The sequence below is a fragment of the Streptomyces sp. NPDC048506 genome (assembly GCF_040651315.1).
Taxonomy (GTDB): Bacteria; Actinomycetota; Actinomycetes; order Streptomycetales; family Streptomycetaceae; genus Streptomyces.
This window is the reverse complement of the sequence record NZ_JBEZIX010000015.1, coordinates 128,159-152,742: the sequence shown is the minus strand read 5'-3', so window position 1 is coordinate 152,742 and position 24,584 is coordinate 128,159. Positions and strand designations below refer to the sequence as shown.

Genomic DNA, 24,584 nt, shown 5'->3' with positions numbered 1-24,584 from the left:
GATGAGCAAGGCCAGGAAGACGGACCCGCGGTCGTCCGCGCTGCACGCCGCCGACAGCCACGATCTGATCCGCGTGCACGGCGCGCGCGAGAACAACCTCAAGGACGTCAGCATCGAGATCCCGAAGCGCCGGCTCACGGTGTTCACCGGCGTCTCCGGCTCGGGCAAGAGCTCGCTGGTGTTCGACACCATCGCCGCGGAGTCGCAGCGGCTGATCAACGAGACGTACAGCGCGTTCGTGCAGGGCTTCATGCCGACGCTGGCCCGTCCCGAGGTCGACGTCCTGGACGGCCTGACCACCGTGATCTCCGTCGACCAGCAGCGGATGGGCGGCGACCCGCGCTCCACCGTCGGCACCGCCACCGACGCCAACGCCATGCTGCGCATCCTCTTCAGCCGGCTCGGCACGCCGCACATCGGGCCGCCCAGCGCGTACTCCTTCAACACCGCCTCGGTCCGGGCCGCCGGCGCGATCACCGTCGAGCGCGGCAACAAGAAGGCCGTGAAGGCGACCTACCAGCGCACCGGCGGCATGTGCCCGCGCTGCGAGGGCCGGGGCTCGGTCACCGATCTCGACCTCGGTCAGCTCTACGACGGCTCCCTGTCGCTCGCCGACGGTGCGATGACCATCCCCGGCTACAAGGCGGGCGGCTGGAACTACCGGCTCTACGCCGAGTCGGGGCTGGTGGACCCGGAGAAGCCGATCCGCAAGTACACCAAGCGGGAGCTGCACGCCTTCCTCCACCACGAACCGGCCCGGATGAAGATCGCGGGCATCAACATGACGTACGAGGGCCTGGTCCCGCGGATCCAGAAGTCGATGCTCGCCAAGGACAAGGAGTCGATGCAGCCGCACATCCGCGAGTTCGTGGAGCGGGCGGTCACCTTCACCGTCTGCGCCGACTGCGACGGCACCCGGCTCAGCGAGGGCGCCCGGTCCTCGAAGTACCAGCGGAAGAGCATCGCCGACGTCTGTGCGATGGAGATCAGGGACCTGGCCGAGTGGGTCCGCGGCATCGCGGAACCGTCGATCGCGCCGCTGCTCACCGCGCTCCAGCAGACCCTCGACTCGTTCGTGCGGATCGGCCTCGGCTATCTCTCGCTCGACCGCCCCGCGGGCACGCTCTCCGGCGGCGAGGCACAGCGCGTCAAGATGATCCGACACCTGGGCTCCTCGCTCACCGACGTCACCTACGTCTTCGACGAGCCCACCACCGGCCTGCACCCCCATGACATCCAGCGGATGAACGACCTGCTGCTCCAGCTGCGGGACAAGGGCAACACCGTGCTCGTGGTGGAGCACAAGCCCGAGGTGATGGCCATCGCCGACCATGTCGTCGACCTCGGCCCGGGCGCCGGCACCGAGGGCGGCACCGTCTGCTTCGAGGGCACCGTCGAGGGGCTGCGGGGCACCGACACCGTCACCGGCCGGCACCTCGACGACCGGGCCGGCCTCAAGGAGACGGTGCGCAAGGCCACCGGGGCGCTGGAGGTCCGCGGCGCGTCCACGCACAATCTGCGCGGCGTCGACGTGGACATCCCGCTCGGGGTGCTCTGCGTGGTCACCGGCGTGGCGGGCTCCGGCAAGAGCTCGCTCGTCCACGGGTCGATCCCGGCGGACGAGGGGGTGATCTCGGTCGACCAGGCCCCGATCCGCGGCTCCCGGCGGAGCAACCCGGCGACGTACACCGGGCTGCTCGACCCGATCCGCAAGGCGTTCGCGAAGGCCAACGGGGTGAAGCCGGCACTGTTCAGCGCCAACTCCGAGGGCGCCTGCCCCGAGTGCAAGGGCGCCGGCGTCATCTACACCGACCTGGCGATGATGGCCGGCGTCGCCACCCCCTGCGAGGAGTGCGAGGGGAAGCGGTTCGAGGCCTCGGTGCTGGAGCACCACCTCGGCGGCCGGGACATCAGCGAGGTCCTCGCCATGTCGGTGACCGAGGCCGAGGAGTTCTTCGCGGACGGCGAAGCGCACACCCCGGCCGCGCACAGGGTCCTTCAGCGGCTCGCCGACGTCGGGCTCGGCTACCTCAGCCTCGGCCAGCCGCTCACCACGCTGTCCGGCGGCGAGCGGCAGCGGCTCAAGCTGGCCACCCACATGGCCGAGAAGGGCGGCGTCTACGTCCTCGACGAGCCGACCGCCGGCCTGCACCTCGCCGACGTCGAGCACCTGCTCGGCCTGCTCGACCGGCTGGTCGACGCCGGCAAGTCGGTCATCGTGGTCGAGCACCACCAGGCGGTCATGGCACACGCCGACTGGATCATCGACCTCGGCCCCGGCGCCGGCCACGACGGCGGGCGGATCGTCTTCGAGGGCACCCCCGCCGACCTGGTCGCCGAGCGCTCCACCCTGACCGGCGAGCACCTCGCGGCCTACGTCGCCGCCTGACCGGGCCCTCGCGGGTACGGGGCGCCGCGCGCCGAGCCATGCGCACCGGCGGCCCCGCACCCGCGCTCCTCGCTACGTGGTCACGTGGGCGGACGGGTCTTCCGCAGGTGGGTCAGATGACGTGCTCGGCCCTCATGTCGTCGATGTCGGCCGTGCCGTACCCCAGCTCGGCCAGGATGCTCCCGGTGTGCTCGCCGACGGCGGGTACGGGGTCCATCCGCGGGACGGTGCCGGCCAGGTCGGCGGGCGGCAGCAGCGCGGGCACGGTGCGGCCCCCGGGGATCGGTACGTCCCGCCAGCGGTCCCGGGCGCTGAGCACCGGGTGGGCCAGGAAGTCCCCCACGTCGTTGACTCCGGCGTTGGCGATGCCGGCCCGGTCCAACAGCCCGCTCACCTCGCCGCTGTCCGATGCCCGGAACCGCTCGGCCACGATCGCGTTCAGCTCCTCGCGGTGGGCCACCCGGTCGGAGCCGGTGGCGAAGCGCGGGTCCTCGACCAGGTCGGGACGCTGGAGGAACTGCTCGCAGAGGGCGACCCACTCGCGCTCGTTCTGGATGGAGAACAACACGTCCTTGCCGTCGGCCGCGGTGAAGGCCCCGTACGGCGCGATGGTGGCGTGCTGGGTACCGACCCTCGGGGGCTGGGTGCCGCTGTACCGGGTGTAGTAGGCGGGCTGCCCCATCCACTCGGCCAGCGCCTCGAACAACGAGACCTCCACGGCCCGGGCGACACCGGTGGTCGCGCGCGTGAACAGGGCGGTGAGGATGCCCGAGTAGGCGTACATGCCGGCGGCGATGTCGGCGACGGAGACACCGACCCGGGCGGCCTCCCGCTCGCTCCCCGTCAGCGACACCAGCCCGGTCTGGCACTGCACCAGCAGGTCGTAGGCCTTGCGGTCGGCCCACGGTCCGCTGGACCCGTAGCCGGAGATCGAGCAGGGGATCAGCGACGGGAAGCGCTCCGCCAGCGCCTTCGCGCCCAGGCCCAACCGATCGGCCGCCCCGGGCGCCAGGTTCTGCACGAACACATCGGCCCCACCGAGCAGTTGCTCCAGCACCCGCCGCCCGCGGTCCGACTTCACATCGAGCGTCAGGGACTCCTTCGACCGGTTGAGCCACACGAAGTAGCTGGACTCGCCGTGCACCGTGGTGTCGTAGCGGCGCGCGAAGTCACCGCCGCCGGGGCGCTCGACCTTGATGACCCGGGCGCCCAGATCGGCCAACTGACGCGTGGCGAACGGTGCCGCCGCCGCCTGCTCGATGCTGACGACGGTGATGCCGGCGAGCGGCAGGTCTTCGGGCGGCTCGGACATGCAGTGACCTCCAGGTGTGACCGACCGGGAGCCGGGCCTCGCACAAGGGCGTCGGCCCGCTCCGTGCCCCGCGCGCGGGAGTACCATCACGTGATGTTCATGGCGGCGGCGGTGAAATAGCAAGTGGTGATGGCGCCATACCGCGGACGGTTGGTGATCGGCAACCGTGGACGTCGTCGCCGAGGAACTGGTCCGTCGGGTCAACTCGGCCGTACGGCACGGCAGATGGCCCTCCGCCCGGCCACCGGCGCCCACCACCACCCCGGAGGAAGGCTCATGACGGACCCCACGCAACACCTCCACGCGGTGGCCCGCGCCGACGACGGCACCGGGCTGGCCTACCAGCGTCAGGGAGCGGGGTACCCGCTCGTCCTCCTCCAGGGGCAGGCCAACAACCACCACTGGTGGGACCCGGTACGGGCGGATTTCCACGTCACGCACACCACGATCACCCTCGACTACCGCGGCACCGGCGACAGCGACAAGCCGCAGGGCGGCTACGCCACACGGCAGTTCGCGGAGGACGTCATCGCGGTGCTGGACGCCGCGGGCATCGGGCAGGCCGACGTCTACGGGACCTCGATGGGCGGCCGGGTCGCCCAGTGGGTCGCCGCGCGTCATCCGGAGCGGGTCCGGCGCCTGGTCCTGGGCTGCACCTCACCGGGCGGCCCGCACGCCGTCGAACGCGACGTCTCCGTGCGGCGCGCCCTGGCGACGGCCGACCCCAGGGCCGCGCGCCGGGCCCTGATCGACATGATGTACTCCCCCGCCTGGCGGGCCGGCCATCCCGGCCCCTACACGACCCTCGGCGACCCCGACATGCCCCCGCACGCCCGCCACGGGCACCTGGTGGCCAGCAACGAGCACGACGCCTGGGACGCGCTTCCCCGCATCAGCGCGCCCACCCTGATCCTGCACGGCGACGAGGACCGGCTCACCCCGTCGGACAACGTCCCCCTGCTCGCCGCCCGTATCGCCGACTCCGCGACGTATGTCTTCCCGGGGGCCCGGCACGCGTACTTCGAAGAGTGCCGCGAGGAAGCCGGCCGGCTGGTCGCGGAGTTCCTCGGTGTGTAGCGGCACCGGCGCCGGAACTCAATCGCGGAGCCGGATTCCCTTGACGGCGGTGTCGAAGACGGGCCGGTAGCGGTCCCACTGCTCGTTCGGCGCGGAGAGGTAGACCACGTACTGGGTGCCGTCCGAGCCGCTGAAGGCCAGCTCCACCGCCCGGTACTTCCGTGCCTTGCCGTCGAAGGTGAACTCCCAGTACCCGGCGGCCCGTCCGCGGAACGTCGTGGGGGACATCCTGACCCGCTCGTAGCCCGGGTTGTCGCGACGCGTCTGGGCCTCTTCGGTCTCGCGCCAGTGCCGGAGCGGATCGGCCCCGGCGAACTCCACGATGTTGATCCTCAGGCCGGCCAGCCCGGACGGGTCGATGTAGCCGACCTCGCCGCCGGCCAGGTTCTTGGACGTCCAGCCGTCCTGTACGGGAAACGAGAAGCCCTCGCCGGCCTCGGCCTGGTGGTACCCGGCGGGAAGGGGCGGCAGGGGTGAAGGGGTGGGGCTCGGCGGGCGGGTGGAGGCGCGGGCCGTCGACGGGGCGGTGCTCACCGAGGCGCCACCACCGTCCCCGGGCCACGGCAGCACGCCGCTCGTCACGGTGGCGGCCAGCGTCACGGTGGCGGCCACCGCTACCGCCGAGACGGCCCACAGCGCCCGGCGACGGCCGTGCGTGCGCGCCGGTGCCGGCGCCGGTGCTGCCACGGTGCCGCTCTGCCGCCGCTCCGGCCGCGTGGGCAGCTCCGGGGAGGTGACGAGGTCGCCGACCGCAGGGCCCAGCAGGCGCTCGGCCTCGTGCGCGTCCATGCGCCGGTCGGGCTCCTTCACCAGCAGGCCCTCGATCACCGCGGTCAGGTCCCCGGCGTTGCACGGGGGCGGGTACGCGTCGGTGGCGATGGCGTACGCCGTCTCGATCGCGGTGTCCCGCTGGAACGGGGGACGCCCTTCGACTGCCTGGTACAGCGTCGCGCCGAGGGACCACAGGTCGCAGGCGGGGCCGGGCTCGGCGATCTGGCTGCGCAGGCGTTCCGGCGCCAGGTACTGGATCGAGCCGACCAACTCGCCGGTCTTGGTCAGCGACGGCGCTCCGGGCTGCACGGCGATCCCGAAGTCGGTGAGGACGATCCGCCCGTCGTGCCCGAGCAGCACGTTGGCGGGCTTGACGTCCCGGTGCAACACACCGGCGTCGTGCGCGGCGCGCAGTGCGGCGGCCATGCTGCGGCCGATCCGCGCCGCCTCGCCGGGCGGCAGCGTTCCCCGCTGCTTGAGAACGTCACTCAGCGTGACCGAGGGGACGTACTCCATGACGATGCACGGCAGCCCCTCGTCGTCGACGACGTCGTGCACCACGATCACGCCGGGGTGGGTGATCCGCGCGGCGCTGCGGGCCTCACGGCGGGTGCGCTCGTAGAGCCGGTGGACCTCGTCGTCCTGGAGGTGCGGCGGAACGTGGAGCTTCTTCACGGCGACGTGCCGGCCGAGCACCTCGTCCTCGGCCCGCCACACGGTGCCCATTCCGCCCCGGCCCACCCGCTCCACCAGCCGGTAACGGTTGGCTATGAGCCGTCCCAGATCGGACACCGTGAGACCTTCTTCTTCCGCGCACGCCGCAGCGCGCCTGGCACCTTGCGGGAGCACCTTAACGTGTGCGGGTTGCGAGCGGGCCGCTCCCCTCGCCGCCGCTACTCCGTGCCTGCGCCGTCCTCCGCCATGAGGCGTCGGAGCAGGTCGAGCAGCGTGGCGCGGTCCTCTTCGGGCAGCGGCGCGTAGCAGGCGGCGAGCACCTCGTCGGCGACGCCGTGACCGGCCTTCAGGGTCTGTTCGCCGGAGGCCGTGAGGTGGTGCTCGATGCGTCGACCGTGCCCCGGCCGACGCTCGACCAGGCCCTGCGCCACCAGGCGGCCGGCGAGCGTGCCGAATGCCTGCTCGCTCTGGAACGTCGCCGCGGCCAGCGCACGGGCCGACGCCCCGGGCGTGCGACTGATCGCACGGAGGGCGTCCCATTGGGCCAGCGTCGTGCCGACGGCCGCGAGCCCGCTCTCCAACGCCCGGTGCTGCCGGTACTGGACCTGCTTGACCGCTCTTCCGAGAACTTGCAGCTCGCGATGCATGAGCCAAGTCTAGAGCACGACCAAGCTAGCTTATATAAATATGTTTAGTTACGGTGGGGGTATGGCTACCGACCACACAGTCCCCCTGTACGAAGACCTCTCCCTCACGCTGTCCGAGACCGGCACCGGCAGGCCCGCACTGGTCCTGCACGGCGGCGGAGGCCGCACCACGGTCGCCGGTATCACCGCGCACCTCTCCCGGACCCGGCGCACCTTCACACCCGTGCACCCCGGCTGGGACGGCACCCACCGCCCGCCGTGGCTGACCGGCATCGACGATCTCGCCCTGGCCTACCTGCACTTCCTGCACGACCACGGACTCCGGGACGTCCTCGTCGTCGGCTCCTCCCTCGGCGGCTGGACCGCCGCCGAGATGGCCGTCCGGGACACCGCAGGCGTCATCAGCGGTCTCGTCCTGATCAACGCGGTGGGCGTACACGTCGACAACGAACCGATCCGCGACATCTCCGCCCTCGACGCCCGTGGCATCGCCGAGTACGCCTGGCACGACGCGCAGCGCTTCTCCCCCGCCCCCGCGGACGTCCCCGCGGACGAACTCGCGCGCCGGCAGGCCAACATGGCCACCTTGCGCGTCCTTGCGGGCACCCCTTCCATGTACGACCCCAAACTGCGCCACCGGCTGGGACGCGTACAGCCGCCCACGCTCCTGCTCTGGGGGGAGAGCGATCGCATCGTCACGCCCGCCTACGGCGCGGCCTACGCCGAAGCCTTCGCCGACGGCCGACTCGACGTCATCCCCCGGGCGGGCCACCTGCCGCACATCGAACAGCCGGCGGCCACCTTCGCCGCGCTCGACTCCTACCTCGCCGAGACGAACGCCTGAGCCGACTCCGACTCCGACCACGGGGCGTGCGGCGCCCACCGCCCGCCGCCCTTCAACCCATCACGCCCCTTGCGTATCCGCGTTTCTCGGTAGTGACTTGCCAACCCTTGCGGGAGGCGCTGAAATGCCGATGAAATCTCGATGATGCGGTAGACCGGAGGCTTCGGGATGGACGGGGGATCTACCCAGCGGCTTCGGATCGCCGTACTGGGGCCGGTGCGGGCCTGGCGTGACGGAACGCCGCTGGACCTGGGCCCGGTACGGCGGCAGGCGGTGCTGGCCGCGCTGGTGCTGCGTCCGGGCACGCTGGTCAGCCATGAGCAACTGCTCGACGACGTATGGGGTGCGCAGCCGCCGAGATCCGGTCGCCGGGTACTGCCGAGCTACGTCTACCCGCTGCGGAAGGCGCTCGACACGGAGGGCGCCGGACGGTCGGGGTCGGTGATCCGCAGCGGCCGGGACGGGTACCGCTTCGTCGGCGACGGGGTGCGGCTCGACGTCACGGAGGTGGCCGAGCGGGTCGGCGAGGCGCAGCGCGCGCGGGCGTCCGGCGACCTGGCCTCCGCGATGGACCGGTTCTCCGAGGCGCACACCCTGATTCGGGGCGAGCCGCTGGCCGGGCTGCCGGGGGCGTTCGCGCAGGGCGAGCGGCAGCGGTTGGCGCAGCGGCAGCGCACGTTCCAGCAGGAGAGGCTGGAGTGCCTGGTGCTGCTGGGACGGTCCGCCGAAGCCCTGGACGACCTCACGGCACTGGCCGCCTCCGACCCGTACGACGAGTCGCTGGCGGCACTGCGGATGCGTGCCCTGTACGGCAGCGGACGCCAGGTGGCGGCGCTGAGCGCCTATCAGGACATGTCCGGGCGGCTGCGCAAGGAGCTCGGGGTCTGTCCCGGCGAGGAGCTCCGCCGGGTCCACCAGGCGGTGCTGCGTCGGGACGACGAGCAGCTCCTCGGTCCGGCGGCGCACTCTGCCGCCCCGCCGACCGCGTCCCGGCCCCGCCCTGCGGTGAACGAACTGCCGGGCGACATCGGTCGTCTCATCGGCAGGGAACGCGAACTGGCACTGTTAACCGCCTCCTCGCCGCCCGACTCCGTGTCGATCGTGGCGGTGGACGGCACTGCCGGCGTCGGCAAGACCGCGCTCGTCGTCCGCGCGGCCCGTGCGCTGAGGGCCCACCACCCGGACGGCTGCCTGTTCGTGGACCTGCGCGCCCACAGCACGGAACGGCAGGGACTCACGCCGGAGCGAGTGCTGCGGCGGTTGCTGCGCGCGGTCGGCGCAGCCGACAGCAAGGTCCCCGACGACCTCGACGAACTCACCGCGGCCTGGCGGGCCGCGACCAGCCGGCTGCGGCTCCTCCTCGTGCTGGACGACGTGCTGAGCGCGCAACAGATCCGACCGCTGCTGCCCGCCGGGCCGGGCAGCAGGGTGATGGTGTCCGGCCGACGGCGGCTGGCCGGACTGGACGCCGACCGACGGGTCACCCTGGAGCCCCTGGCGACCGACGACGGGCTCTCCCTGCTCCGGCACATCGTCGGGGAGGAGCGCGCGGACCGGGAGCCGGAGGCCACGCACGAGTTGGTCCGGCTGTGCGACGGACTGCCGCTGGCACTGCGCATCGCCGGGGCGCGGCTACAGACCCGCCCCGCCTGGACCCTCGCGTACCTGGTCAACCGGATGGCGGGCGACGAGCGGCGCCTCGGCGAACTCAGCGCCGGGGACCGCAGCGTGGAGGCGGCCTTCCGGCTGTCCTACGACCAGCTCGCGCCGGAGCAGCAGCATGGATTCCGTGCCCTGGGCCTGTCGCCGACGGTCGAGTTCGACCCGCTGGCCTCGGCCGCCATGCTGGGCGGGTCGTCCCGCGACGCCGAGCGGATACTGGAGAGCCTGGTCGACGCGAGTCTGCTACAGGAGCCTCGTCCGGGCCGCTACCGATTCCACGACCTGGTGCGGGTGCACGCGCGGCGGCTCGCGGAAGCCGCGCCCCAACAAGCCCGCACAGCGCGCACCGCCACGCTCCGCCTCTATCTGGACGCGGGCCGGATCGCCAGCGACTGGGGGCCGGGCGGTTTCCCCACCGGGCCGCAACCCGCTGACGCCCCGTTCGCGGACTGGAAGGAAGCGGACCGCTGGCTGGACGCGGCCGGCGCAGAACTCGTCGACGTCGTCGGCTACGCCGCAGCGCTCGGTGAAGCCGACTACGCGTGCTGGATCGCCGAGGCGCTGAGCGACTACTTCGCACGCCGAGGGCGGTACCACGAGTGCCGAACGGCCCTGGAGATCGCCCTTGCGCATGCGGACGGGGCCACCGACCGGCGGATGGCCCCCGCACTGCGGAACTGCCTGGGCGTCACCGACGTCCACCAGGGCCGCTACCCGCAGGGGCACGCCTGGTTCACCGAGGCACTGCGCCTCGGCCGCCACCGCGCCGATGAACGCGAAGAGGCCCGGGCGCTGACCGGATTGGGCGCCGCCGAGCTGGCCTCCGGCCGTCCCGATCGGGCAATTCCCGCTCTCACCACGGCAGTTGAGCTGGCCGAGCGGCTGCACGACAGCTGGCTGACCGCGATGGGGCTCTGCATCCTCGGCACCGTCCACCACTTCCAGGGCCGGAACGAGGAGGCGCTGACCCGCCTCGCCGACGCCACTGCCCACGCGGAGAAGAACGGCAGACCGCGCATGATCAGCAGGGCCCTGGTCTGCGCCGCCGACGTCCACCTCGCCATGGGCCGGCACGGCGCGGCCAGGGACCTGTTCCGGCGCGGCGCCGACCTGCTCCAGCAGGTCGGGGACGTGCTGCTGCACACCCTCACCCTGACCCGCTTGGGCACCGCGGAGCAGGACGCGGGAAACCTGAGCGCCGCGACCGCCCTCCATCATCAGGCGCTCTCCCAGCATCAGTTGCTGTCGCCCCTCACCGAACCGCACTGCGACCGGCTGGAGATGGACATCCGCTACCGGCTGGGCCGCACCCACTTCGCGGCGGGCCGCGTCGCCGAGGCCCGGGAGCAGTTCCGGACCGCCCTCGCCGTGCCCGGAGCCGACGAGCACCCCGAGGAGCACGCCCGGGCGGTCGCCGGACTCAAGGACTGCGAGGACGGCAAGGACTACAAGAACCGCGAAAACTGCGAGGACTGCGGGTCGGTCGGTTGTGGTGGTGCCGGCCGGAGAGGGAAGTAAAAGCTCCGTCAAATTCCAGGCCCCGGTCGCCGCTGCGGTCGGGACGGAAAGCACGCCCTGGTCCGGCCGGATTCGCTTCCGGAAGAGCCGGGGAGGCCTCGGAAGGGCCCGGTCGGCTTTGCCGACGGTTGACCTTCTGTACGGATCAACGGCGTCTGCGGTGACCGGGCGTACCGCTCCGGCCACGCCCGGCAGCGGGCCGCGTCACCCGTGTTTGACCTTGTCGGGAGCCGTGCCTACGCTCGAAAGAGACATTGTTTGAGATCGCAACGATGTCAGCGAAGCAGGGTCGGAGTCCTGCGAAGTCGCCCCGCCGGCGCGCCGGGGCTCGCGCGCTCCCGCGCACCGTGGTGAGGCCCGGAGAACTCCACAGTGATACGCCGATACATCGGCAACGCAGCACCCCCGAAAGGGGACGATCATGCGCGCGAAGACCAGGATCCACCGCATAGTCGCAGCACTGTGCGCACTGCCCTTCGTGGTGCTCGCCGGAGCCGGAGCCGCGAGCGCGGCCACCACCTCCGCACCGGCGGTCGCACCCGCCCACCACCAGACCCGCATATGGGTCTGTGACGACGACTGGTACTGGGGCTGGGACTGCTACGGCGGCGGTTATGGCCACTACGGCTTCGGCTACGGCTTCTACGGCCACGGATACGGATTCGGCTACGGCGGCCACGGATACGGCGGCGGCTACGGCGGCGGCCACGGATATGGCGGCGGCTACGGCGGCGGCGGCCACGGCGGCGGCCACGGCGGTCGCGGCTGATCATCGACCGTCAAACAGCTGAACACTTCCTACCGCAGGGGGCCCGCCCACACGAGCCGGCCCCCTCTTCTGTGCCGCCCGTCCGGTCGCGCGGACCTCGCGCGCGGTGTGGCGGTCAGCGGACCAGGAACGGGGTGGCCCAGGGCTCTTCCTCCAGGAGGAGTCCGTTGGCCAGGCAGCTGATGGTTCGGTACCAACCGATCAGCACCAGCAGCTCCAGGAGTTGGGCGTCTTCGTAATGGTGGCGCAGGGCGTGCCACACGGGCCGCGAGAGCTGCGCCGTGTCGTGCAGCGCATCGACGGCGGCGAGCAGCGCCCTTTGCACGGCGACGGCTACCGCCTCACCCCCCTCGGCGAGGACCTCGTCGCTGCGCTCCGCCCGCTGAACGCCTGGAGCCGACGATGGGCCGGCGCCATGGACGCCGCCCCGGCGGACGACCCCGAGACCTGACCACGCGATGACGGACCCTCAATTTGCCCTGGTGGCACCGATGTTGCGCAGCTAGGAGTGTCTCCCTCAGGGGGCACGCAGTGCGTCGACGGCCATGCGGGCGGCCGTACCGATGACGGCGTCGGCTGCCGGGAGGGTGGCCGCGGTGTTGGCGGTGCGGGTGAAGACGGCGACGGCGTAGCGGCCGCCGTCGGGGTATTCGACCACGCCGACTTCGTTGCGGACGGTCGGCAGGCTGCCGGTCTTGCCCGCGACATGGACGTCGTCGAAGGGAAAGCCGGACGCCATGCGGTGCGGCCAGACCTGTAGCCCGAGGATGCGGCGGATGGCGGCGCCGTGCTCGGGGGCGCAGGCCTCGTCGCGCCAGACGGCGCCGAGCAGGCGGGTCATGTCGCGCGGGGTGCTGCGGTTGGTGCGGGCCGGATCGAGGGCCCTGAGCCGGGTGATGACGTGCGGGTCGGTCAGCGCCCGGGCCCCGTCGGGTCCGGCGTCCTCCCGGATGGTGGCGAGGAGTTCACCGAAGGTGTGGACGGCGTGTGTCCGGGTGAGTCCGAGACGGGTCATGGCGCGGTTGACGGCGTCGAGGCCCGCGCGTCGTAGCAGGAGGTCGGCGGCTGCGTTGTCGCTGACCGCCATCATCAGGTACGCGACGTCGCGCAGCGACATGCGGACCGGGTCGAGCATGGCGGCCAGGCCGGTGGGGCCCGCGGTGCGGCCGGCCGGCGGGCACTCGATCTGCTCGCCGAGGTCCAGGCCCCCCGCGGCGGCCAGCTGATGGAGGGTGACGAGCAGGCAGAGTTTGTGGACGCTGGCGGTACAGACCGGCTGGTCCGCACCGGCGTCCAGCTGCGCGCCGGAGTCGATGTCGAGGGCGTGCAGCCAGCCGGTGACACCGGCTTCGGCGAAGACCGCATGAATGCGGGTGGGTGTGTCGGTCACAACCAGTACTCCGATGCCGGGCGAAGGTGCAGCGGCCGCGAGGGCACCTCGGCCCTCGCGCCGGCGGTGGTCCGCAGCGCGTCTGTGGCCGCCGCCGCGAAGGCGCTGACGGCGGCGTCGCCCCTGCCCTTCGGCCAGGCCACGGAGTGCCGCCAGGCCAGCGGGGCACCGGCGAGCGGACGCCAGACCACGCCCGAGCCGGCGCCTGGGCCCGGGTCGAGGTCGACGTCCCGTTCGCGGACGTCCGCGGGCTGGGCGTCACGCGGGCCGAAAGCCACCGCCCCGGCGGACAGGACCAGGCCGCGGACGAAGCTGGCGCCCTGGCCGTGCCGGACTGCGGCGGGGGTGTAGCCGTTGCGGGCGCAGGTGGTCAACAGGTCGTCGTACAGCGCCGGGGCGCTGCCCCGGGGGAAGAGGATCAGGTCGTACCCGGTGAGCGAGGCGAGCGGCACCTCGTCGAGCTCGGCGGCAGCGGCGCCGCGCGGCAACAGCACCCCCAGCTCGCGGCGCAGGACCGGACCCAGTTCCAGCCCGGTGACATCACAAGGGTGGTGGATCAGCCCGACGTCCAGGTCGTGCGAGGCGAACCGGGCGAGTTGCTGAGCGGTGGACAGCTCGTGCAGTTCCAGTTCCGGGCCGGCGTGGCGCCGTTGGAAGTCCGCCAACACGGCGGCGACGGTCTCGCCGGCGATGTCGGGCAACAGGGCGGCGCGCAGCAGGCCGGTCTCGCCGTCCCGGACGCGGCGTGCGGTGGCCATGAACGACTCGGAACAGGCGAGCAGTTCACGGGCCTCCGCCAGCAGCAGCGCTCCGGCCTCGGTGATCGTGACCTGTCGGCTGGTGCGCTCGAACAGTCGGACGCCCAGCTCCCGTTCCAACCGCTGGATGCGCTGGGACAGCGGCAGCTGGGCCATGCCCAGAAGAGCCGCGGCACGCCCGAAGTGTGACTGTTCTGCAACAGCCACGAAGCACTCCAGATGCCGCACAAGGTCCATGACCAGTAATCATATCTATAATTGATCGATCCGAGATCGATATGCATCTTGGACAGATACCGGACGACATTGGTCTCCTCGGGGTATGGATTCCTTCACTCCGCCCCTCCGCGGCCGTACCGTGCTCACCTGGTGCTGCACGCTGGCGCTCGGCCTCGTACTCACCGGCTGCGGCGCGTCGACCGAGCCGCGCACCCAGACGACGACCGCCGGCTCATCGGCTCCGACCGCGGCAGCCGGGGCGCACAAACAACTGCGGGTGGACGGCCGTACCCGCGGCCACCAGCTGCACCGGCCCACCACGCCCGGCAGTCGGCCCCGGCCCCTGGTCATCGCCTTCCACGGCCGCGGCTCCACCCCCTCGTACCTGCGCGAGCAGACCCGTCTGGAGGCGGACGCCCGGGCCCGCGGCATGCTGATCGCCTATCCCGAGGGACTGCACAAGATGTGGGCCGCCGGCACTCGGGCGACCGGGCAACGGCCGGACCCGGACCTCGACGTGCGGTTCACCAAGGCGCTGATCGACGACCTGGTGCGCACGGAGCGGGCCGATCCCCGGCGGGTCTACGTCGTCGGGTTCTCCAACGGGGGCTCGATGGCGCTGCGGATGGCGGCCCAGCACCCCGAACTGCTGGCGGGAGCGGCCGCGGTGTCCGGCGAACTGCCCACGGGGGCCGACCGGGTCAAGCCCACCGGACCCGTACCCACCATGATCATTTACGGAGCCGACGACCCGGTGCGCCCGCTCGCCGGAATGCCCTCCCCCTCCCCCGCCCCCGCCGGTGAGGAACCGATCACCCCGACCATGTCGGCCCGGGCCAGCGCCGAGGCGTTCGCGGCCGCGGGCAGGGCGGGCGAACCGGCCACGGAGGCCAAAGCGGGCTATGACCGAACCGTGTGGCGCCTCAAGCCGCCCGGCGCCACCGTTCAGCTCCTCGTCATGCATGACGCCGGACACACCTGGCCCGGCTCGCGCATCACTCCGCCTGCGGGCTTCGGGCGCACCAGCACCGCCCTCAGCGCGACCAGCACGATCCTCGACTTCTTCCGCCTCTGAGCAGTGCTCAGGCCCACCGGACCGTCAGACCGACCAGACCGGCCCGGCCCATCACTCCGACCGGACCGACCAGGTCTTCCGAACCCGACCAGACAAGGACTCCGCGATGCCGAAATCCGGGTACGCCACCACTCGCCCTCGCACATCGCGCACCGTGATACGGGCCGTCACGTCGGTGGCCGTGGTGAGCGCGGTCGCCGTGGGCGGGACGTATGCGGCCGGTATCGGTCCCTTCGCCGGTGGCGCCGCGGGCCCGGACCCCGCCGCCCTGGCCCAGGCGCGCGGGTTCCTCGCCGACTGGGCCGCCGGGCGGCTGCCGAGCGCGGCCGCCCGTACCAGCAGACCGGCCACGGCCCAGGAGGTGCTGCGCAACTTCACCACCGGGCTCGACATCGGCAGACCGACGCTCACCGCGGCGGCGCCCACGAAGGCCGAGGACGACACCGTCAACGTCCCCTTCACCGCCACCATGCCCATAGCCGACCTGGGCACCTGGACGTACACCTCGCAACTGCCGCTCCACAAAAGGGGCGACGGTACCTGGACGGTGGAATGGGCGCTGTCAGTCGTCCACCCGCGTCTCAGCGAGACCAAGAAGTTCCACCTCGCACGCGCGGACACACACGCCCCCGAGGTCACCGACCGGACGGGGGCGGCCCTCTCGGGCGCCGCGTTCCCCTCCCTGCGCCCCGTCCTGGCCCAGCTCGACAGCGGCACGGGCGGCGGCGCGCGGCACGGCACCGTCCAGCTCGTCGACCGGGCCACCGGGAAGGTGGAACGCACGGAAGCGCGCTTCGGCGGGAGATCCGGCCGGCCGGTCGGCCACCCCGTCCGTACCACCCTCGACGCAACCTGGCAGGCCGCCGCGGAGAAGGCCCTCGCCTCCGGGGCCCACGGCAGGAACGCCTCGCTGGTCGCCCTCCGGATCGACAACGGCGAGATCCTGGCCATGGCCAACTCCCCGTCCGCCGGCTTCAACCGCGCCGTCTCGGGCACCTACGCGCCCGGCTCCACCTGGAAGATCGTCACCGGCAGCGCCCTGCTGCTCAAGGGCGCCGTCGCGCCCGACGACATCGTGGACTGCCCCAAGTACCTCACGGTGGGGAAGGAGTTCCACAACGTGGAGACCTCCGAGCACCGCAACGCCTCCTTCCTCAAGGACTTCACCGAGTCCTGCAACACCGCGTTCATCAGCCTGCGCGGCAAGCTCGGTGACCGGGAGCTCGGTGACGTCGCCGGCACGTACTTCGGCGTCGGTCAGCAGTGGCACGTCGGCATCCCCTCGTACGACGGGTCGGTGCCGGCTCCCCATGACGAGACCGAGAAGGCCGCCTCGATGATCGGGCAGGGCAGGGTCCAGGCCAACCCGCTGATCATGGCGTCGGTCACCGCCACCGCGGCCTCCGGCACCTTCCACCAACCCTCGATCACACGCGGCAACAAGAACACCACCAGCACCACCCCGCTCCCGCAGAAGGTTGTGCGGCAACTGCGCCGGATGATGCGCTCCACCGTCACCGACGGCACGGCACGGGTCCTGGCCGACCTCCCCGGCGACATCGGTGCGAAGACCGGCACCGCCGAGGTCTCCGAGGAGGAACCCAACAACGGCTGGCTCGCCGCCCATCGCGGCAACGTCGCCGTGGCCTGCGTCGTCGAGCACGGCGTCACCGGTGGTGGCTCCGCCGGGCCCGTCCTGCGCAGCCTCCTGGCCGCCGTCCCCACTGATCCCGCATGAACCGGACGCCGACGGGCGGCGCCGGCCGCTCGTCGGCGGCGGACGCTCGTCGGCGGCGGACGCGGTGCGCACCACGTCAGCGGTCGACCGCCACCCCGGCCCCGGCCCGGACCCCCGCCCCGCTCAACCACCCACATGGGCCCCGCCGCCGGCGCGTACGGCGTCGAGTACGGCGCGGTGGAGCGCCCGGATCCCGGTGGGAGGAAGGGGCACCGGGCTGCCTTCGAGCCCGTACCACTCCTCCGCTCCGGTGTACTGGACCTGGACGCTCGCCGTGCCGTCCCCGAGGTCGGTGGTGGCCACGGTCAGGTCGCCGGTGATCACTCCGACGTCGACGGTCATCGCGCCACCCGCCCCGGCGGTGACGTCAGCCACGAGCCGGGGCGGCGCGCTGTCGCCGGACGTCATGGCTGACACGTGTCCAGCATGACCTCCAACGCCGCCCTCTCCGGCTCGGTGATGTTGAGGCGGTAGAGGTACTTGACGTCCACCCAGGCACGCGCATACGTGCACCAGTAGGCAAGCCTCGGCCGCCACTGGTCCGGACTCTGGTCACCCTTCTGACGGTTGCTGGACGCGGACACGGCGATCAACTGCGGGTGCGTCAGGTCGTTGGCGAACTCCCTGCGCCGTTCGGTGGTCCACTCATCGGCGCCGGACCGCCAGGCGTTCGCCAGCGGGTCGATGTGGTCGATGTCGATCCCTGAGGCCGCGTCGACCGTCTTGCCGTCGTAGGGGCTGTACCAGGTTCCGGAGATCGCGCGGCACTCCTCGTCCTGCTTCACGTCCTTCCCGTCCCTGGCCAGTACGACCTCGCGGGTGTCGCACTTCCCGTACTGGCGGATCCAGTGCGGGAACTTCGCCCGGCTGTAGCCGTCCATGGAGTGGGGTTCGGCAACCGTGAGCGTGGTCAGTTCGTCGCGCGCGACCGCCGCCGGCGACGGCTCGGGCAGGTCCAGGGGGGTGGCCGCCGTGTGGGCAGTCGCGGCCGGCCGCTCCGGGGCAGCGACAGCCGCAGGCGCCGGCGTTGCCGCGCATGTGGTGAACAGGGCTGCGAGTGCGGCACCCGTGGTGGCGATGGAGCGCCACCTGCATGTCGTGGTCATGCCGGCAGCCTCTCCAGCAGAAACAATTCTGCATTCCACACCAATGCAGACATTCACCCGAAAGTGGGCACGCCGAGAGGATGCAGGGACGGACTTCGGACGCCCGGCAGCATGGGCTTGCCGAGGAGAGCGGGGTGCGGAGCGCCGCGGCGGACGGGCCGGCAATCCCCGCCCGTCACCTGCGTATCGAACTCGGCGTTTCGGCCACCCTCGCGCCCCGGGTCGGCCCGCACGCCCCAAGGGTGGATGCGGTCTACATGTGCCGCGCGGCGTGCGCCCGTACGGGATCCGCCCCGTCTCAAACACGTGTGTTCGATATCGCCGGCCTCGTCGTTGACCCCGGAGAAAGTGCCAGCAGGACTCTCAACGACCTTGCAGGAGGACCGAGTTGACCGCTGCCGAGACCACTCCCCCGCCGGCCCTGACGCCTCCGCCGCCACCGCCCGCCGAGATCACCTACTCCGGCGAATACTCCGTGAACCCGCTCGGCGAGGTGTCCTTCCGCACGCTGTGTGCCCAGCTGCCCTCGGTCCTGCGCCGCATCGCCACGATGGCCTGGGACGTCGACCGCCGGGCCGTGCTGTTGCTCCTGGCCTGTCAGCTGGTCACCGGCGTCGTCGCCGCGCTGCTGCTGACCGCCACCGCCCGGGCCATGCGCCCGATCCTCGGCGGGGGCGCCGTCGCCGACCGACTGCACGAGGCACTGCCGGCACTGCTGGTCGTGGCCGGCGCGGCCGCCGTCACCCGCGGTGCGAGTGCCCTGGCCGCGTACGCCGAGCGGCGGATCACGCCCGGACTCACGACCGTGACGGACACCGCGCTGGTCGAGGCGGTCTGCCGGGTCGAGGCGGCGGCCTACGCCGTGGACGGGTTCGCCGACCGTCAAGAGGCCGCGGAGATGGGCGTGTTGCGCACGCAGGTGATGGTCACCGACGCCCAGCGCTTCCTGTCGGCCCTGGTCAAGATGGTCACGGCCAGCGGCGTGCTGTCGGTCCTCAACGTGCTGATGTTGCCGCTGCTGCTCCTCGCGGTGCTCCCGGCCGGCATCGGCGCGGTACTCACCGCCCGCGTCGACTACGAGGTCCACTACGCGAACATCGCCGATCGCAATGTGCGCGGCATGATGCGCTGGTGGTCGACGAAGCGTCCGGGGAGTCGCGGCGAGCGTGCGCCGGTCGACCCGCAGGCGGCCCGGCGCGGCCAACTGACCGTGGAAGCACCGGTGGAGGAGATCCGGTTGGAGGACGTCACCTACCGGTACCCGGGCAAGGAGGAGCCGGCCGTCGAAGGCGTTTCGCTGTCCCTGCGGCGGGGCGAGATCCTCGCGATCGTCGGCGTCAACGGCTCCGGCAAGTCGACGCTCACCCGTCTGATCACCGGCATCTACCTCGCCGACAAGGGCCGGGTGACCTGGAACGACGTCGATCTCGCCACCGTCGCCCCGGCCACCGTGTGGAACTGCACCGGGCTGGTCCCGCAGATCTTCGCGCAGTGGCCGCTCCGGGTGCGGGAGAACGTGACGCTCGGGCAGCCCCGGACCTTCGACGACGCTCCCGTGTGGGCGGCGATCGACGCGGTCGGCATGCGCGGGGCCGTCGAGGGGTTACCGCACGGCCTGGACACCTTGCTGGCCCGGGAGGTGTTCGGCGGGGTGGAGCTGTCCGGGGGTCAGTGGCAGCGCCTGGCCTGTTCCCGGGCCCTGTACCGGCGTCCGCCCCTGCTGATCCTGGACGAGCCCACCTCGCAGATGGACCCGCGCGGCGAGCACGGGATCTTCGAGGAGATCAAGGCCATCGCCGGTGACCGCATCACCCTTGTGGTGACGCACCGGCTGGAGAACACCAAGGTCGCCGACCACATCGTGGTCATGGAACGGGGCCGCATCACCGAACAGGGCCGGTACGACGACCTCGTCCACGCCGGCGGCACCTTCGCCGAACTGCTCGCCCTCTCCCAGGACCGCTAGGTCCCCTCTCGCCGATCTCCGTGGGCCGGTACGGCCTACCTCCCCGATCTCCGTGGGCCCGCGGCGCCCGGCACCGCGGTCACGTTGCGCGCGGATCGGGGACGAGGCGGGCGAAGGAGACCGGGAGGCGTTCCGGGCCGCGCAGGATGGCGTTGTCCCGGTACGGCGGGGGGTCGGCGACCAGGCGGGGGGATTCCAGGCGGCGGGCGAGGGCGGTCAGGGCGATCTGTGCTTCGGCGCGGGCGAGGGTGGCGCCGATGCAGTAGTGGATGCCGCCGCCGAAGCCGAGGTGGGCGTTGTCGGGGCGGTCGGGGAGGAACCGGTCCGGGTCGGGGAAGCGGTGGGGGTCGCGGTTGGCCGCGGCGAGGAGCAGGCGGACGCGTGCCCCCTTGGGGATGGTGGTGCCGGCGATGTCGATGTCGGTCAGGGTGCTGCGGCCGGACATCTGGACCGGCGGGTCGTAGCGCAGCACCTCCTCCACCAGCGGCGTGGCGAGATCGGGGTCGGTGCGCAGCCGGGCGAGGGCTTCGGGGTGGCGCAGGAGTGCCAGGGTGCCGTTGGCGATGAGGTTGACGGTGGTCTCGTGGCCGGCGATGAGGAGCAGGCCGAGCGTGACGCGTAGGTCCACGGGGTCCATGGGGCCGTCCGGGCCCTGGCTTTGCATCAGGCCGGAGAGCAGGTCGTCGCCGCCGGTGGCGTCGTGGCGTGTGATGAGCCCTTCGAGGTACTCGATCAACTCGCCGCGCGCCTGCTGGAGTTCGCGGAGTTCGTCCTCGGTCTGGGTGTCGATCGGGTCCAGGCCGCGGGTGAGGCGGCGGGCCAGACTGCCGAAGAGGCGTTCGTCCTCGCGGGGCACGCCGAGCAGTTCGCAGATGACGGTGACGGGGAGCGGGTAGGCCAGGTCGCCGACGACGTCCAGCTGTCCTGGCCGCTCGCTGGTGTGGGCGTCGAGCAGCCCGGTGACGAGTGCGTCGATGTGGTCGCGCATGCCCATCACACGCGGGACGAACTGTTCGGTGACCAGGTGGCGCAGCTGGTCGTGCCGGGGCGGGTCCTCGACCAGCAGGCTCTTGCGGATCGGCTGCTGTTGTTGCGGGTTGCGGCGGTCGGCGCTGATGCGCGGGTCCCGGAGCAGCAGGCTGATCTCACGGTGGCCGCTGACCAGCCAGGTGCCGTCCTCCGTGCACACGACCGGCTGCTGGCGGAGCTGCTCGTAGAAGGGGTAGGGGTCGGCGCGGTTCTCGTACCTGAGGGCCTGGCCGAACAGGACGGAGGCGGTGTGCTGCCGGGTGGTCGCGGTCATGGTGGATCTCCCTCACTCGTGTCCGGACGGGACGGACGGGACGGACAGGACGGACAGGGTGGACGGGATGGACGGGGTGCACGGGACGGACTGGCCGGGCAGGACGGACGGGGTGCCGGGTGTGACTGCGGCTGCCGGTGCGGGGGCGGTGGGCTGCGGGAACGCGGCGTCGAGCGGCCGGAGTCGGTCCGGTCCGTCGGTGGCGTTGAGCACCGGCGGGAAGGGCGCCCCGGCCTCGATGAGGGCGGCGTATCCGTCCAGCACGCGGGGGCAGTCGACCGCGACGACGGCGACCAGACGGCCGCGTCGGCCGTAGGCGGCCACGAAGCGCTGTTCGTCGAGCGAGCCCTGGGTGACGACGACCTGGTCGGCCAGGGCGGGCAGCCCCAGGCACTTGAGGTTGACCCGGAACTGGTTGGACCAGAACGCCGGCAGGGGTTGGTGGCCGCGGTGGTCACCCGGCTCGTGGAGCATGTTGTGCGCGGCGGTACGGGCCTGGGCCACGGCGTTGTCCCAGTGGTCCAGGCGCAGCAGCTGCCCGGGGTAGCGCGGGTGCGGCCAGCGGGCGACGTCACCGGCGACGAAGACGTCCGGCACCGGCGTCCCGTCGTCGGTCCGTGCTCGACAGGCCTCGTCGCAGACCACCCCGCGGGCGTCGGCGGCCAGCCCGGAGCCGGCCAGCCACTCGGTGTTGGCGAGGGCACCGGCGGCGACCACGGCCACCTCGGTCGTCACCACGGTGCCGTCGGAGAGGACCGCCCGCCGCAGCCGGCCGTGGGCGTCGCCTTCGAGGGCGTGGACGGTGGTGTGGAGTCGCAGGTCCACTCCGGCGTCGCGGTACCAGTGGGCCGCGGCGCCACCGACGACACCGCCCAGGGCGCTCGCCAAGGGGGCGCCGCTGCGTTGGGTCACGGTCACCTCAAGCCCCAGGTCGCGGCAGACCGAGGCGACCTCGCCGCCGGTGAATCCGGCGCCGATGACGAGCACCCGGCCCGGCCCGGCGGCCAGCGCCGTGCGCAGCCGGTCGGCGTCGTCGCGGGTGCGCAGCACATGCACCCCGTGCAGGCTGCCGCCCTGCCGCTCGGGCCAGGGGCGGGCCCGGGTGCCGGTGGCGATCAGCAGTCGGTCGTAGCCGACCTGCCGCCCATCGGCTTGCGTCACCCGGCGTTCGCGCAGGTCAAGGCCGGTTGCGGGGCTTCCGAGCAGCCATCGGGCGGAGATGTCGCGCACCCGGGGCAGCAGGGTGCGGTCGGTGGGCAGCCAGCCGGACAGGACCGCCTTCGACAGCGGCGGACGGTCATAGGGCGCGTACGGCTCGTCGCCGATGAGCGTGAGCTCGCCGGTGAACCCTTCGTCTCGGAGCGCCTCGGCGGCGCGCAGCCCCGCCAGGGAGGCGCCGACCACGACGATGCGTTCGGGTGCGTTCACCGCGCACGCTCCGGCGTCAGGGGCGCGGGCTCGGTGGCCCTGCCCAGGGTGATGGCCTGTACCGGGCACGCCGCGGCGGCCCGCTCGACCTCGCGGCGCGTGCTCGGGTCGGGCGCGTAGTCGTACTCCAGCGCCTCCTCGCCGTGGAAACGGAAGACGGTCGGCGCGGCGTAGACGCACTGCCCGTAGCTCTGGCAGCGGTTCAGGTCCACCACCAGCCGGGGTGTGTCCGGCGCGGAATCGGTGCTCATTTCTTCGCTCTCCTCCCAGGTCAGAGCGGGTCCGGCGACTCTTCGGGTGGTCGGCCGTGGCCGTACGGCGGTTCGCCGGTTTCGATCGCGGACGCCATTCAGATAGCAACCACTATTCGAACTGTACACGCTATCCAAGCATTGACATAGTGCTCGCTATCCGAATAGCCTCGACAACATGAGCAGCGAGCGCGACGAACCCGTACGGCAGCGACTGACCCGAGCGGAGGCCAAGGCCCGCACCCGACGGCTGCTGCTGGACGCGGCGGCCCGGGTCTTCGCCCGCAAGGGCTTCGCCGGGGCCTCGGTGGAGGAGATCGCCGAGTCCGCGGGCTTCTCCATCGGCGCGCTGTACTCGAACTTCAGTGGCAAGGAGGCCCTCTTCCTGGAGCTGATGGCCGAGCGCGGTCTGGGCCGCGTCGCCGAGGCCGCCCAGACCCTGGACCGACACGAGGCGGGCACCGGCGAGGCCGCCGCCGAGCTGGGGCGCCTGCTGGTGGACGTCGCCGACAAGGACACCGACTTCGCCCCGCTCCAGGCCGAGTTCTGGCTCTACGCGGTGCGCAACCCGCACGTCCTCGACACCATGGCCGCCGCGTTGCGCGCACCGCGCCAGGAGCTGGAAGGCCTGATCACCACCTGGCTCACGGACCAGGGCGCCCCCTCCGAGGTCAGCGCCGAGGCCGTGGCCACGGTGGTGGCGGCACTCTTCCAGGGGCTGGTGCGGCTGCGGCGGGTCGACCCCGACAGCGTTCCCGAAGAGCTCTTCGGCCAGGCCTTGCGCTGGCTGTTCACCGGCATCGGCGCGGGCATCGCCCCCGCCCCCGGCACCGACCGGGACTGAGCCCCCAAGGAGTCACCTTCATGAACCCGGCCCCCCGGGGGCACGCCCCCGCCCGGAGCATCCGCAGGGCCTACGTCGTGGCCGGCGCGGTCATGGCCCTCATGTGGGTCGGCGAGGGCAACGAGCCCGCCTGGGCCCACGCGCTGCGCGCCACCTTCGTCCTGCTGGTCCTCCCGCCCCTGCTCCTGCGGACCGACCGCCACCTCACCACCGCGTTCCACACCTCCGCGCGCCCCGGCCCCGCGCTCACCCGGCTGATCGGCGCCCGGGTCCTGATCGTCTCGGCCTCCCTCGTCGGCAGCGCCCTCGTCGGCCACCTGTTGGACCCGCACATCGCCTTCGACGCCAGGGCGCTCGGCATCCGGCTGTCGCTGGTCCTGCTGACCGTCCCGCTACAGATCCGCGCAGCGCGCCGGGCCCGCGCCGGCGGTGTCCACCCCGCGACCCGCCCCACCCTGTCGGCGCCCCGCCTGATCTGCGCCAAGTTGGGCCTGATCGCTGCCGCGTTGCTGGCCCAGACGCTCCTCAACCCCTATGTCGCCAACGCCCAGTTGCTGGTCGCCGCCGGCATCGTCCTCACCGTGGCCGCCCTGGGTCCCACGATCCACCCCAGGCTGTTGGTCACCCACCCCACCCCGGCCCCCCGGGAGCCGAGTCCGGCCCGCACCGCCGCCTGAACGCGGGGCGGGACAACAGCGTCCTGGAGGCCCGGGACGACGTCCTCACGTTCAGCGGAACGGCCGACCCGTCGGCGTCACCCAGCCGTTCGGTCGTCATGAGTCGCTGCTCGGCAGACTGCCCTGCGCCGCGCCTCTCCTCCTCCCGTGCCCCGCCCACCGGCG

At 72.3% G+C, this 24,584-nt stretch carries 21 protein-coding genes and 1 pseudogene; 11 read left to right on the top strand and 11 right to left on the bottom strand.

The features are described from left to right. The first annotated feature begins 1 nt into the window (after position 1). Positions 2–2,389, top strand: a complete 2,388-nt coding sequence (locus tag AB0C96_RS14975) for an excinuclease ABC subunit UvrA (RefSeq protein WP_362917359.1) — start codon at positions 2–4, stop codon at positions 2,387–2,389. A gap of 112 nt (positions 2,390–2,501) precedes the next feature. Here AB0C96_RS14975 and AB0C96_RS14970 read toward each other — a convergent pair whose 3' ends face one another. Beyond that, positions 2,502–3,701, bottom strand: coding sequence for a CaiB/BaiF CoA-transferase family protein (locus tag AB0C96_RS14970; RefSeq protein WP_362917357.1), 1,200 nt, complete (start codon positions 3,699–3,701; stop codon positions 2,502–2,504). Between the two features lie 276 nt (positions 3,702–3,977). Between AB0C96_RS14970 and AB0C96_RS14965 the strand changes: the two genes are divergently transcribed. Then, entirely contained in the window at positions 3,978–4,778 is an 801-nt protein-coding gene (locus AB0C96_RS14965) for an alpha/beta fold hydrolase (protein ID WP_362917355.1), read from the top strand. Positions 4,779–4,796: 18 nt separating this feature from the next. Here the strand turns inward: AB0C96_RS14965 and AB0C96_RS14960 are convergent, their stop codons facing one another. Further along, positions 4,797–6,341 carry a serine/threonine-protein kinase gene (locus AB0C96_RS14960; RefSeq protein ID WP_362917353.1) on the bottom strand — a complete coding sequence of 515 codons (1,545 nt, stop codon included), beginning with the start codon at positions 6,339–6,341 and terminating at the stop codon, positions 4,797–4,799. Positions 6,342–6,442: 101 nt separating this feature from the next. Further along, a complete protein-coding gene (locus AB0C96_RS14955) occupies positions 6,443–6,871 on the bottom strand; it encodes a MarR family winged helix-turn-helix transcriptional regulator (protein ID WP_362917351.1) in 429 nt (142 codons plus the stop codon). A 61-nt stretch (positions 6,872–6,932) separates the two neighbouring features. Between AB0C96_RS14955 and AB0C96_RS14950 the strand changes: the two genes are divergently transcribed. The 3 genes from AB0C96_RS14950 to AB0C96_RS14940 all read left to right on the top strand — a co-directional run bounded on the left by AB0C96_RS14950 (position 6,933) and on the right by AB0C96_RS14940 (position 11,664). Then, positions 6,933–7,715, top strand: a complete 783-nt coding sequence (locus AB0C96_RS14950) for an alpha/beta hydrolase (protein ID WP_362917349.1) — start codon at positions 6,933–6,935, stop codon at positions 7,713–7,715. A 168-nt stretch (positions 7,716–7,883) separates the two neighbouring features. Continuing rightward, the gene (locus AB0C96_RS14945) at positions 7,884–10,895 is read left to right on the top strand and encodes a BTAD domain-containing putative transcriptional regulator (RefSeq protein ID WP_362917347.1); all 3,012 of its coding nucleotides are present in this window, start codon (positions 7,884–7,886) and stop codon (positions 10,893–10,895) included. Between the two features lie 421 nt (positions 10,896–11,316). Continuing rightward, entirely contained in the window at positions 11,317–11,664 is a 348-nt protein-coding gene (locus tag AB0C96_RS14940; protein ID WP_362917345.1) for a hypothetical protein, read from the top strand. Positions 11,665–11,779: 115 nt separating this feature from the next. On the opposite strand, the pseudogene AB0C96_RS14935 reads toward AB0C96_RS14940, so the two are convergent. After that, positions 11,780–11,980, bottom strand: a pseudogene (locus tag AB0C96_RS14935) (carboxymuconolactone decarboxylase family protein); the annotation flags it as partial. Between the two features lie 3 nt (positions 11,981–11,983). Here AB0C96_RS14935 and AB0C96_RS14930 point away from each other — a divergent pair. Next, positions 11,984–12,115 (top strand): hypothetical protein, encoded by a 132-nt coding sequence (locus tag AB0C96_RS14930; RefSeq protein WP_362917343.1) that lies wholly within the window; start codon positions 11,984–11,986, stop codon positions 12,113–12,115. Between the two features lie 66 nt (positions 12,116–12,181). Here AB0C96_RS14930 and AB0C96_RS14925 read toward each other — a convergent pair whose 3' ends face one another. Both AB0C96_RS14925 and AB0C96_RS14920 read right to left on the bottom strand, forming a co-directional pair. After that, complete coding sequence (locus AB0C96_RS14925; protein WP_362917341.1) at positions 12,182–13,054, bottom strand: serine hydrolase; 873 nt, start codon at positions 13,052–13,054, stop codon at positions 12,182–12,184. Then, positions 13,051–14,049, bottom strand: coding sequence for a LysR family transcriptional regulator (locus tag AB0C96_RS14920; RefSeq protein WP_362917339.1), 999 nt, complete (start codon positions 14,047–14,049; stop codon positions 13,051–13,053). Before AB0C96_RS14920 ends, AB0C96_RS14925 begins: the two co-directional genes overlap by 4 nt. Positions 14,050–14,134: 85 nt before the next feature. Here AB0C96_RS14920 and AB0C96_RS14915 point away from each other — a divergent pair, with 85 nt between their 5' ends. Then, a complete protein-coding gene (locus AB0C96_RS14915; protein WP_362917337.1) occupies positions 14,135–15,106 on the top strand; it encodes a PHB depolymerase family esterase in 972 nt (323 codons plus the stop codon). Positions 15,107–15,212: 106 nt separating this feature from the next. Continuing rightward, positions 15,213–16,844: a penicillin-binding transpeptidase domain-containing protein gene (locus tag AB0C96_RS14910; RefSeq protein WP_362917335.1), complete on the top strand. Its 1,632-nt coding sequence runs from the start codon at positions 15,213–15,215 to the stop codon at positions 16,842–16,844. 123 nt (positions 16,845–16,967) lie between these two features. On the opposite strand, the gene AB0C96_RS14905 is transcribed toward AB0C96_RS14910, so the two are convergent. After that, positions 16,968–17,252: a hypothetical protein gene (locus AB0C96_RS14905; RefSeq protein ID WP_362917416.1), complete on the bottom strand. Its 285-nt coding sequence runs from the start codon at positions 17,250–17,252 to the stop codon at positions 16,968–16,970. Next, positions 17,249–17,950 carry an HNH endonuclease family protein gene (locus tag AB0C96_RS14900; RefSeq protein WP_362917333.1) on the bottom strand — a complete coding sequence of 234 codons (702 nt, stop codon included), beginning with the start codon at positions 17,948–17,950 and terminating at the stop codon, positions 17,249–17,251. Before AB0C96_RS14900 ends, AB0C96_RS14905 begins: the two co-directional genes overlap by 4 nt. A 550-nt stretch (positions 17,951–18,500) precedes the next feature. On the opposite strand from AB0C96_RS14900, the gene AB0C96_RS14895 reads away from it, so the two are divergent. Further along, a complete protein-coding gene (locus AB0C96_RS14895) occupies positions 18,501–19,916 on the top strand; it encodes an ATP-binding cassette domain-containing protein (protein ID WP_362917414.1) in 1,416 nt (471 codons plus the stop codon). 79 nt (positions 19,917–19,995) lie between these two features. Here the strand turns inward: AB0C96_RS14895 and AB0C96_RS14890 are convergent, their stop codons facing one another. The 3 genes from AB0C96_RS14890 to AB0C96_RS14880 are packed head-to-tail and all read right to left on the bottom strand — an operon-like array spanning position 19,996 to position 22,898. Then, a complete protein-coding gene (locus AB0C96_RS14890; RefSeq protein WP_362917331.1) occupies positions 19,996–21,219 on the bottom strand; it encodes a cytochrome P450 in 1,224 nt (407 codons plus the stop codon). Between the two features lie 12 nt (positions 21,220–21,231). Then, entirely contained in the window at positions 21,232–22,647 is a 1,416-nt protein-coding gene (locus AB0C96_RS14885; RefSeq protein ID WP_362917329.1) for an FAD-dependent oxidoreductase, read from the bottom strand. Next, the gene (locus AB0C96_RS14880; RefSeq protein ID WP_362917327.1) at positions 22,644–22,898 is read right to left on the bottom strand and encodes a ferredoxin; all 255 of its coding nucleotides are present in this window, start codon (positions 22,896–22,898) and stop codon (positions 22,644–22,646) included. Before AB0C96_RS14880 ends, AB0C96_RS14885 begins: the two co-directional genes overlap by 4 nt. Positions 22,899–23,076: 178 nt before the next feature. On the opposite strand from AB0C96_RS14880, the gene AB0C96_RS14875 reads away from it, so the two are divergent. Then, positions 23,077–23,742, top strand: coding sequence for a TetR/AcrR family transcriptional regulator (locus AB0C96_RS14875; protein WP_362917325.1), 666 nt, complete (start codon positions 23,077–23,079; stop codon positions 23,740–23,742). Positions 23,743–23,762: 20 nt separating this feature from the next. Continuing rightward, positions 23,763–24,419 (top strand): hypothetical protein, encoded by a 657-nt coding sequence (locus tag AB0C96_RS14870; protein ID WP_362917323.1) that lies wholly within the window; start codon positions 23,763–23,765, stop codon positions 24,417–24,419. The last annotated feature ends 165 nt before the right edge of the window (positions 24,420–24,584 follow it).